Source organism: Capsulimonas sp. (assembly GCF_039929585.1).
In the GTDB taxonomy this organism is placed as follows: domain Bacteria; phylum Armatimonadota; class Armatimonadia; order Armatimonadales; family Capsulimonadaceae; genus Capsulimonas.
The window spans coordinates 1-6,503 of the sequence record NZ_JBDSQY010000098.1; the positions used below are offsets into that span (position 1 = coordinate 1).

Sequence of the window (6,503 nt, forward strand, 5' to 3'; positions counted from 1 at the left end):
GCCGATGTTGCTGGCGACGACGGGAAGCCCCGTCGCCATCGCCTCCACGAGCGCCAGGCCAAACGACTCGGACCGAGGCAGGTGAACCAAAAGATCGAATGCGGGAAGCAGCTCGGGAACATCCTCCCGGCGTCCCGCGATCGTTACTTTTTCCGAAACGCCTGCGGCGGCGATCAAGCCCTTCAGACGCTGTTTGTCGCCGGCGTCTCCTTCCGGTCCGATCAGCACCAAATGGAGGGAAGGGTTGCGTTTCAGAAGCGCCGGCATCGCGCCGACCATGGTTTCCTGACCTTTGGCGTAAAGCCGTCCCACCATTCCGATCACCGTCGCCTTGGACTCGATGCGCCATCCAAGACGCGCGCCGGCGCGGCGCAGGCCGTGCATCAAGGTGTTCGGCGTTGTGAAGGCGTCCAGGTCAATTCCGTTGTGGATCACCGGCACGAAGCTGTCCGGAAGATCGTGGACTTGCTGAAGACGCTGCTGCACCGCGCTGGAGACAGCGATCACGCGGCTGGCGGTTTTTTGGAAAAACCATCCACTCAGCGCATGCGGCTCACCCAGCGGCTTGTCGAGATGGGAATGGATCAGCAGGTGCGGTTTGCGCCCGCCGCGCGCGGCTCCTCGCACAAGTGTCGCCGCCAGAAGCGCGGGACCATAGTCTCGGCGGGACTGCACGTGGACGATATCCGCCTTGCTGCGTCTCATCAATGAGGCCAGACGAACGATCGCGGCGGGATCGCCGCTGTTGCGGATGACAAGAGGGTGTGAAGGAATACCGCGCGCGCCGCACGTCTCGGCCAGAAATGTATCGGGGGCGCAGCAGTAGGAAATATGCAGATTCCGTTCGCGAAGGCGCTCGGCAAGATGAATCGAATGCCGCTCAATGCCGCCTTCGCCGCCGGACGTGGCGAGGTAGAGCACGCGCGGCCCATCCGACGGCTTGGAAATCTGCAAGGAAGCGCGTGCGGTCTTCTCACGCATAGTGTTACTATTGACGGTCGGCATACCACTGCTTCATAAACGACTGGTACTCGTGGTCTTTTTCCTTGATCGTTCGCCACCATTCCTGGTGGCCTACATACCACTGGACAGTGTCTTTCAGACGCGCTTCAAAATCGGCGTCGGGCTGATATCCGATCCCACGGGACTTCGTCACATCCAGCGAGTATCGCTTATCGTGACCCGGCCGGTCTTTGACGTGGTGGATGAGCGTTTCGGGCTTGTTCAGGTATTTCAGCAGCAGATGAACGACATCGATATTCTTGCGGTCGTTGTCCCCGCCGACATTGTAGACTTCACCCGGCGTTCCATGGTGCAGCGCCAGATCGATTCCCTGGCAATGGTCGGTCACATACATCCAATCGCGCATCTGATGACCATCGCCATAAACGGGCACAGGGATGTCGTCAATCAAATTGCTAATAAACAGCGGCAGCATCTTTTCGGGATACTGGTTCGGACCAAACGTGTTGGACCCGCGCGTTACGATCGTCGGCAGGCCGTAAGTCTGGTGATAGGCGCGAACCATCATCTCCGCGCTCGCCTTAGAGGCCGAGTAGGGGGAATTGGGCTCCAGCGCATCGCCTTCTTTAAAGCTTCCCTCATCAATCGTACCATAGACCTCATCGGTACTCACATGGAGAATTCGCTCCAGCTCATGCTTGCGCGCCGCCTCCAGCAGCACGTAAGTTCCCGTCACATCCGTCTGAATAAACCGTCCGGGCGTCGCGATGGAGCGGTCGACATGGGTCTCGGCCGCAAAGTTGACAATGGCGTCGGCGTTCTGCGCTAGATTGTTTACGATGGATTCATCGCAAATATCACCTTTAATGAATGTGAAGTTCGGATTCTTCCAGACATCGGCGAGATTGGCGAGGTTACCGGCGTAGGTCAGCGAGTCCAGGGCGATCAGGCGGTACGCGGGATAGCGCACGAGCATGTAGCGCACGAAGTTGGAGCCGATAAAGCCTGCGGCGCCAGTAATAATGAGAGTTTGCATGGAAAGCTGTCGTCCCGCTAGGCCGATTGCGGCCCGACTGTGAGAATGATTTCTATTATAGCAGGCGTGGAAGTGGGCGTCAACGCGGCTTAACTAAGATTTCAGACTCGGCCCGGTCTTAGGCCCGTGAAGAAAGCACATGCAGGGGAAGCGGGGGGTGGTCCAGCAATCCGACGCGGCGGGCGCGGACGCCGAACTCTTCCAGGGCGGTGAGATGGTCCTCGCCAAGGTCATAGTCCATGATTTCGGTCAGGTAACGGCGGCATAGCGATTCCGGACAATTCAAATATTCGGCCTGCTCTTTGGCGATCGCATCGAGCTGCGTCAATCCCCACGCCTTCGCCGTTTTGAGCGCCTTGATCAGCTCGGGCGTCACCCTATCTGGATCGCCGAGCCAAACTGCGAACACAAAGGGCAGCCCCGTAAGCTTGCGCCATGCGGCGCCGAGATCAAGTGTATGCAGCCCTTCGTTGTTTGCCAGCATCCCTTTGTCGCCGATCAAAAGACCGGCGTCCGCCACTTGCAGCATCGCCGGCAGGTCGGGGGCATGATGCAGGTAGGAGGGATGGATGTTGTACTGCTCGGCGAGAAGTATTTTGAGCAGGGCGACGGAGGTGAGCGACGACGTGTCCAGCGCGACCGATGTGGTCAGTTTCCATGGAAGCTGGGAAAAGGCGCGCACCGCGAGTATTTCATCCTGGCTGGAAATGGACACGCCGGGAAGGATACCGTAGCCGGGCGTCCGAAAGTATTCAAACGACGAGACCAGCGCCGCATGGATCTCGCCCGCCGCCAGCATTGCTGCAAGCTGCGAGGGAACCGCGTAGATGACTTTGATCCCGGAAGCGCGACCTTCCTCGGTGTGCTCGAACCAGCGGGTGAGCGGTTTTTCGTTCAGATAGGGAACGCTCCCAATCACAATGCTCAAAGACTTGCTCCTTGCCCGAGACGGCAAACCCCATTCTCATCGCACGGCGGCGGCAGGCGAAGCACTCGGGAGATTTCCAGGCGATGGTTTGCGACCCACTTGTAGACCGCTGGGCCGACGCCATAAAGCAGCGGGAACCGCATCAGCAGGCCAAACGGGCGCAGTTTGGGCATTTCGGAGAGGATGACCGCCCAGGCGAAATATCCCGATCGCCATGTCCCATCGGGCATTTCCGCGCGCATTTCGCCATCCACGGCCCGGGCGCCAAAGCGGTCGGCGGCGCGTACGGCCCATTGCGGCTCATGCGCGTTCACAAATCGGATGCGGCGGCGGCTGTCAAAACGGCGCAGACGCTTGGCGCCGGCTACGCACATGGGGCACTCGCCGTCGATATAGACAACGATCGCTTTCACAAAACCCTGCTTCCCACGATGACATCCACCAGGGTCAGCACGAAGAGCGCCATGCTGATGTAGCCGTTCAGCGTGAAGAACGCCAGGTTCAGTTTGGAAAGATCGTTTGGCTTGACCAGAGACTGTTCGTACCAGACCAGCGCGGCGACCAGAACGATCGCAAAAATATAAAAACCACCCAGGTGCGCGGAGACGCCCGCCATCACCAACAGTCCCATCATCACCACATGGGAGACGCGGGAAAGCGCCAGCGCCCGCGCATTGCCCAGCCACGCCGGAACCGAATACAGGCCATTGGCCTTGTCGAACTCCGTGTCCTGAAGGGCATAAATGATATCGAAGCCGAATAGCCAGCAGACCACCGCGCCGCCGATCCAAAGCGCCGGCGGATCGATGCGCCCAGTAATCGCGATCCACGCACCGACCGGCGCAATCGCCAGGGCCACGCCTAGCGCCAGATGCGAGAACGGCGTAAATCGTTTGGTATAGGAGTAGAAGAAGACAACGGCCAGCGCCACCGGCGAGAGCACGAGCGCCAGCGGGTTCAGCATTGCCGCCGCGAATACCAACAGCGCCGAAGCGACGATGGTGAAGGCTGTGACCTGCGGGACCGTGAGCTGTCCTGCGGGGATCGCGCGCATCGCGGTGCGTGGGTTCGCAGCGTCGAATTTACGATCCACGATCCGATTGAACGCCATCGCCGCTGACCGCGCGCCGATCATGGCGAGCAAAATCCAGGGAAGCTTAGTGAAGAAGAGGAGCCAGTGACCGCGTCCGGCAATGACCGCCGCCATCAGCGCGAACGGGAGCATAAAGATCGTATGCTCGAACTTGATCATCTCCAGAATGATCTTTGTCTGCCGCAATCCCCGAACGATTGGATTGGGCGAAAGCGTCTGGTCTGCCGCGGGCGTGGGCTGCATAATTCTCTCCCTCTAAGAATATTGTACCCAGGGAAGACCGACATTGCAACTTTTTTCACAAAGTACTGTTGACATACCTCTTCAATTATAGTATGATACTGTTAGTACTGTGATACAGGAGGTATGCAATGAGGCGAGATTTGGCGAAGGGGGACCTGCCGGCCCTGGTGCTGGCGGTGCTCAGCAAGCAGCCGATGCATGGTTATGGAATCGTACGCGAAGTCGAGCGCTTGAGTGATGATGCGCTGACGATGCGTGAGGGGACGCTTTACCCCGCACTTCGTGTGCTGGAGCAGGACGGATTGATCGTGGGGGTATGGGAACCCCAGGCCAAAGGGGCGGACCGTAAGGTCTATTCACTGACGGACGCGGGGATCAAAGAAGCGAAACGCCGGGCGCAGGAAATTACGAATTACGTCTCGCTCATTCAGACCGTGCTGGGGAGGATCGATCATGCACCACAAACTTGAAGAGTACTTGCTCGGTGTTTCCGAGCGTCTTGACCCGCTGCCGACCTTGAGGCGCAATGAGGAACTGCGCGAGATGCGCCAGCATCTTCTGAATGCTGTAATTGTCAATCAGGAGTTTGGCATGTCTGAAGACGAGGCGGCACATACTGCGATCAAGCAGTACGGCCCGACAGAAGATATCGCCAGTCAGTTGGTTTGGGCGTGGCGACGTGGAGACAAGAGGGAAAAGGCGCTCGGCGTGTGGGGCGGAGCCGCCTGTACGATGGCGATAATGTTTGTTCTTAGTATCATTGCGCCCCCGGTGGGATCTGCGCTGACTTCGATGTATTTTGCCCTGAACCGCTTTCTTGACCCGTTAGTATCTTATGTCTGGGAGCCGCATACGCTGGCGCTCAGCGCCAGCGATTCGCCATCCTGGATCCTATCGGCCCTGGAGGCGATCGCCATGTTTGGCCTCGGCTCGCTGTCTGGAGGAGTCACCGGCTTTCTATTTCCGAAACGGGGCGTGGTGGGAACTGCTCTGGGAGCGACTGTATTCTTTGCAGTTTTTCTTGGCCCGGAAATACACCGTCAGCCAGCAATACTCGACAATTTTCGGTGGGGCAACCTCATCCTCATGATTGCGGTGATGGTTCTGCAATCGGGCGTCGGCGCATGGCGTCGCACAAGATACGGGCGCGGCAAATGGCGATATGCGAGGTGAATACCGTCATGACGGCGCTTCAGTCTCGCCAAAGGACCGAAACGCCGTCATTTTGCGCTAAGACGCTGTGCGGCCCAGAATTTGATCAATCTGCGCCATCTCATGCGTCGTCAGCGCCCCAAATTGCATGGCGCCGACATTTTCTTCGACCTGAGCCACGGTTTTGAAGCCGGGGATCGGGATCATGGCCGAGCTGCGGGCCCAGAGCCAGGCGAGGGCGCCCTGAGCGATGGTGCGGCCGCCGCTGGTGAGGATGCTCTTGATGGAATCGAGCTTTTGCAGGGTTTCGGCTTGGCCGCCTTCGGCGAAGTTCCAGCCTCGGCGGATGTCGTCGGATGGGAGCTTGGTGTCGGCGGTGAACTTGCCGGTCAGAGTTCCCATGCCGAGCGGGCCGCGCAGGATACTGGCGAGATTGTGCGTTTCGCAGACTTTGAGGGTTTCTTCATTGCCGCCGAAGAGGTTGAACGCCTGCTGGATCGCCACGCAGTTCAGGCTTTGCGCGAAGAACTCAGCGCGTGCGGGATCGTCCGTGCTCCAGCCAATGTACCGGACCTTGCCGGCGGCGACCAGCTCGTCGAAGACGGCGAGAACTTCGGGCGCTTTCGCCAAATCGTATCCGCCGAGGTGGAACTGGTAAAGGTCGATGCGATCGGTTTTTAAGCGGCGAAGGCTTTCGTCGCAGCATTGGCGGATGTAGTCCGGATCGCCGCTCTCGCCGGGCGCTTCGCGAGTTTCTTCGACATAGGTATAGCCGGCTTTGCTGGCGATAAATATCTCGTCGCGATTGTTACCGAGCGCTTCCGCGATGATCTTTTCGCTATGGCCGCAGCCGTAGACGTCGGCGGTGTCGTAGAAGTCCACGCCAAGCTCAAAGGCGCGGCGCAGGGCGCGCACGGACTCGGCGTCGTCGACGCCGCCCCAGCCGACAGGATTGCCGTTACGCGCGTGTGGGCCGCCGATAGCCCAGCACCCCATGCCAAGAGCGCTGACTTCGACGCCGCTGCGTCCCAGTGTTCGTTTCATGAATATCTTCTTTCTTGGAGTGCGCTATTCGGTGGGGATCTGGC

Annotated in this window: 8 protein-coding genes; 2 read left to right on the forward strand and 6 right to left on the reverse strand. The window is 59.1% G+C overall.

What is annotated here, in order from left to right; all coding sequences use genetic code 11:
• From ABIZ35_RS07050 to ABIZ35_RS07070, 5 genes are all read right to left on the reverse strand, one after another.
• The coding region (locus ABIZ35_RS07050) for a glycosyltransferase (protein ID WP_348219174.1) at nucleotides 1–1,005 on the reverse strand (1,005 nt) is incomplete at its 3' end.
• Nucleotides 989–1,999, reverse strand: coding sequence for a dTDP-glucose 4,6-dehydratase (rfbB, locus tag ABIZ35_RS07055; protein ID WP_348219175.1), 1,011 nt, complete (start codon nucleotides 1,997–1,999; stop codon nucleotides 989–991). The genes rfbB and ABIZ35_RS07050, both read right to left, overlap by 17 nt.
• A gap of 118 nt (nucleotides 2,000–2,117) precedes the next feature.
• Nucleotides 2,118–2,918, reverse strand: a complete 801-nt coding sequence (locus ABIZ35_RS07060; RefSeq protein WP_348219181.1) for a menaquinone biosynthesis protein — start codon at nucleotides 2,916–2,918, stop codon at nucleotides 2,118–2,120.
• Nucleotides 2,919–2,923: 5 nt separating this feature from the next.
• On the reverse strand, nucleotides 2,924–3,340 hold the full coding sequence (locus ABIZ35_RS07065; RefSeq protein ID WP_348219176.1) for a DCC1-like thiol-disulfide oxidoreductase family protein: 417 nt from the start codon (nucleotides 3,338–3,340) through the stop codon (nucleotides 2,924–2,926).
• Nucleotides 3,337–4,263 (reverse strand): UbiA-like polyprenyltransferase, encoded by a 927-nt coding sequence (locus ABIZ35_RS07070; protein ID WP_348219177.1) that lies wholly within the window; start codon nucleotides 4,261–4,263, stop codon nucleotides 3,337–3,339. Before ABIZ35_RS07070 ends, ABIZ35_RS07065 begins: the two co-directional genes overlap by 4 nt.
• Before the next feature lie 128 nt (nucleotides 4,264–4,391).
• Between ABIZ35_RS07070 and ABIZ35_RS07075 the strand changes: the two genes are divergently transcribed.
• Nucleotides 4,392–4,733, forward strand: a complete 342-nt coding sequence (locus tag ABIZ35_RS07075; RefSeq protein WP_348219178.1) for a PadR family transcriptional regulator — start codon at nucleotides 4,392–4,394, stop codon at nucleotides 4,731–4,733.
• The gene (locus ABIZ35_RS07080) at nucleotides 4,717–5,436 is read left to right on the forward strand and encodes a hypothetical protein (RefSeq protein WP_348219179.1); all 720 of its coding nucleotides are present in this window, start codon (nucleotides 4,717–4,719) and stop codon (nucleotides 5,434–5,436) included. Before ABIZ35_RS07075 ends, ABIZ35_RS07080 begins: the two co-directional genes overlap by 17 nt.
• Before the next feature lie 57 nt (nucleotides 5,437–5,493).
• Here the strand turns inward: ABIZ35_RS07080 and ABIZ35_RS07085 are convergent, their stop codons facing one another.
• Nucleotides 5,494–6,459, reverse strand: coding sequence for an aldo/keto reductase (locus ABIZ35_RS07085; protein WP_348219180.1), 966 nt, complete (start codon nucleotides 6,457–6,459; stop codon nucleotides 5,494–5,496).
• Nucleotides 6,460–6,503 lie beyond the last annotated feature (44 nt).